The organism is Pseudomonadota bacterium (assembly GCA_022361155.1).
GTDB lineage: Bacteria > Myxococcota_A > Polyangia > Polyangiales > JAKSBK01 > JAKSBK01.
In genome coordinates this window covers 1-3,500 of record JAKSBK010000251.1, presented here as the reverse complement: position 1 = coordinate 3,500, position 3,500 = coordinate 1, and the positions used below count along the sequence as shown (strand labels likewise).

At 62.6% G+C, this 3,500-nt stretch carries 2 protein-coding genes and 1 pseudogene; all 3 read right to left on the bottom strand.

The window, feature by feature from the left end; translation table 11 throughout:
* Window positions 1-321, bottom strand: a pseudogene (locus tag MJD61_09325) (transposase).
* Window positions 322-808: 487 nt separating this feature from the next.
* Window positions 809-1,291: a hypothetical protein gene (locus MJD61_09320; GenBank protein ID MCG8555470.1), complete on the bottom strand. Its 483-nt coding sequence runs from the start codon at window positions 1,289-1,291 to the stop codon at window positions 809-811.
* 14 nt (window positions 1,292-1,305) lie between these two features.
* Complete coding sequence (locus MJD61_09315) at window positions 1,306-2,502, bottom strand: hypothetical protein (GenBank protein MCG8555469.1); 1,197 nt, start codon at window positions 2,500-2,502, stop codon at window positions 1,306-1,308.
* Window positions 2,503-3,500: the final 998 nt, after the last annotated feature.

Below are 3,500 nucleotides of genomic sequence, written 5' to 3'. Positions count from 1 at the left end.
TTTCCCAGGTGGCTTCGGGCGTGCGTAGCTGCACCACCGAGGGCCGCTCGTGATCCCATACGGGCCCTTCCCACTTGCGCAGCACCTTGACGCCGAGCGCCAGCAGCCGGTGCAGCTCGGCCAGGAACCTGGGCAACGTGCCTCGTACATCGGTCAGACCGCACAGTGCAAACGTATTCCGTGCCGCTGCGCACTGACGGCCAGGCAATACCGGTAGAGCTCGGTCAGCCCGGGGTCTGGACGAAACATGTGGGTGCGCCGCAGCGTGCGGCGCGTGACCATCACGGTCATTCCAGGCACGATGTAGCGTGGTTGCGTCATGCTTCGCACGCCGCACCAAGCGTGCCGGACACCACCGCAGCTCATTTCGCACACTTACGCTATCCGTTGTGGCGAAAGTGCCGGCGCACGCCAGCGGGACGCCAACCTGGGTCGGGTCGGCGGCGGGGCGGGGCGGTTTCCGATCGATGCACCTCTGCGGAGCTTTCACTATGCCCTTACGTGTCACTTGGCCCAAGTTGCTGTTCGCTGTGCTCTTGGCTTGTTGCGCGATCGTAGTTGGTTGCGGCGCACGTACGCTCAGCCCGGGGGCCCGGGGGCTGCTGCTGGCAGCGGGGTGAGCCGATCAGGGACTGGCGTCTCCGCCGGGCGTGGTGGTTCGACAGCTCGGAGCGTAGCCAGCGACCGGAGCCGCCTTGAGGCTTGAGGATATCGTGCCCGGTGCGGTGATGCGGAGTCACGCTTCAGCTGAGTCGGCACAGCGGCGTGACCAGCGATTCTCCAAGGCTCCGTGGCTTCTGTGCAAGCTCTAGCCGGTACTCACACGTGCTGCGGGGAGGTCAAACGACAACTGGGGAAACACGTCGCTTGGCAAGGGATCGGAGAGCATTGACAGGAGGCTTTCGTACCTACCGCACTCCTCGCGGAGCCAAATCAGGCCCTGCGGCGGTACGAATCCGCTAACCGCGTGCCGAATCTGGGCGAGGGGGATCGGCTTCAGCCGGTGGACTGCGCCTACGTGGACTGCGGTCGCGGTATTTGCGTCCGCGAAGTAGGCCACGTAAACCTCGTGCGTGATACCAAGACGATCTTGGTAGCGCCGCCACAGCTCTTCGCGGGTAAGCGTCTCTATGACTTTGATTCTGAACCAAAACGAAAGCTGCTGTTCGGGACTCGAGGAGTAAACGAGCACAACGTCCCGCGCGCGGAGACCCATGGCAGATCTACGGAGTTCGATGGTCTTCGTACCGGCAAGGATCTGGTTTGCGTAGCTCGGCTTGATCGACAGCAAGGCAGCAGCGTGGCTCATGATGTTTCTAGACCCTCGCGGCGAATCGTCTCGAAGGGCTCGCGTCCAATCGGCGTGAGCCCCTGGACGTTCGTCGCTTTCCTAAGGATCGCACGGATGCGCTCCAGCGTCACTGGCTTTTCGAAAGGCTCAAACAGGCCGAAGTGAATAGCCATGGCGTCGCCTTTAGCGTTGGTGTGCCGCAAGATGTCGTCACTTTCGTACACACCCATGGGCGCGAACCGGGAGTGCAGCTGCTCAGGCGATGCTATGCGGACTTCGAATACCACGGCGGCTCCAATGGCTGCGCCGCGCCCCCCGTCCTTCTTCGGCTCGTAGAAGTTCACCAAATCACCGCGTGCCAGCCCTGTCACCTTGGGATAACAGTAGTACACGTTGTCGGTTCGCAACTTCAGCGGCGTGTCCGGGCCGCTGGTGGACAGCATGGCGTCCACCCATCGCTTGAAGATCGGCACAAGGATATACCGCTTCCCAGCGAGGTGTAGGCGCAACGGGTAGAACTCCAACATGAGCGAAGCATCGTCGTACGCGCAGCCGAGAAAGCCTGCGCTGTCGGAGAGCGACACCCGGCGCGCCACAGTTTTCGGGCTACGGTCCAGTTCCACGCTGACGTTGCAGAACTTAGCGGGGATGCCTAGGTCGGAAGCTGGCACGCCGAAGCGATCGGCGGAGCCGCGGAGCCCCCAGATCCGCTTCCCAACGTGGTCGACAAAGTCCTCGAGGTCCGGGGGAGTGCGGACGATGCGCCGCACGAAGTGCTTGGCCAGGACCAGTTCCGCCGTGTGACCGGAACGCTCGTAGCGGTTCGGTGCGAAGCCCTCGACACGGAAGCCAAACATCCTGAAATAGGCGAGCAGCTCCACTTTCCCGCTTGATACAGTCACGTGGACCCGGTCTATCTTGGTGTTGCATGCCCAGGTCCGGAGTTCATGAAACAGAAGGTGTTGGCCGATCGCGGTGCCACGATACAGCGGTCCGACCATGAACGTCTGCAGTTTTGCGTTGCGCGCATCCTTCGCCTGCCACATGGAAAAAGCTGCAATTGTGTCGCCCAACGCGACGACTTTCTTGCTCGTTCCGTGGTCATGGAATCTCTTGGTCAGCCACTCATCAAAGCATGGGTAATCGAGGGCAATCGGCTGGAGCAACGCGCGGGTGGGAAGTGCGTCAGCAGAATCCCACTCACGGATCAATAGGTTCGGTGGGGCGTCTACGCGCGTTGCTCGCTCTCGCGTCCGGCGAAAGCGCTCAACAAAGCGCTCGAAGCCGGCAACCGAGAAAGCCTGGGAGGCCGGGGCCTCGATGCTGTATGGCCCGCTGGCGATCCGCTCAGGGTGGTTACGAAGCTCAGCGGAGATATCCACCCAGCGAGCTTCGTCGGCATCCGGGTCGCAAACGAGCCCAACAACCGGCACGGCGTAGCGCGCCCAAGTCTCGAAATGTGAGCGATCCGCATCGACGTAGAACCGCCCGCGCCGGATGTATGACGACCCGCTCTTGATCTGCACCAGGACGAGGTCGCCGCTCGGCTCGCGATCATCAGTGAGCAGCTCGATGGTTCCGTCAACACCCAAGTCAGGGTTCTCAAACCGGCGGTACACGGCGCCGGCCCGTGTCGCGACGCTCTGAACGAGAGCCACGCCTTCGTCGCCGATCTGTCCCGATCTCGGGTACCTGGTTGCCACTCTGCCCTCTCGTCGCTCGGTAGCAGAGGACGGATTACGCATCAATCGGTGCACGCCGGGGGATGCGCTCCCATCGCTGCCCAAGCGGTTAACCCGGATCGGTCACCAACTTCGAGGCGCTCCATCGATCCAGAACCGCATGCCCGCGGCGTCTACGATAGCCAAAACATAGCATGGCGGCCGATCCGCAGTCGAGCCACCGGAGGCATGAGGGCCTCGGGATCGATGGGAGCATGTTGAAGGCACCCGGTCCTTGCCCCTGCGCCGATTGCCCTCGCCCAAGTTGGCCACTACCGAGGAGGCCGAATCCTCGAGCTGACGAGCCAACTTCGGACTGGGTCTACGAATCTTGTCGACCACGGGACGCAGGCTCCCAATCAGCGACAGGGCAAGCTCCAGCTCGCCACCATCGCACGACCGCAGTCCGTTCCCCGACCCAGATGTCGGGACCGATCCGGATTTCGGACGCCGATTTCGGATTTCGATGCCCGACCCCGACGCCGATC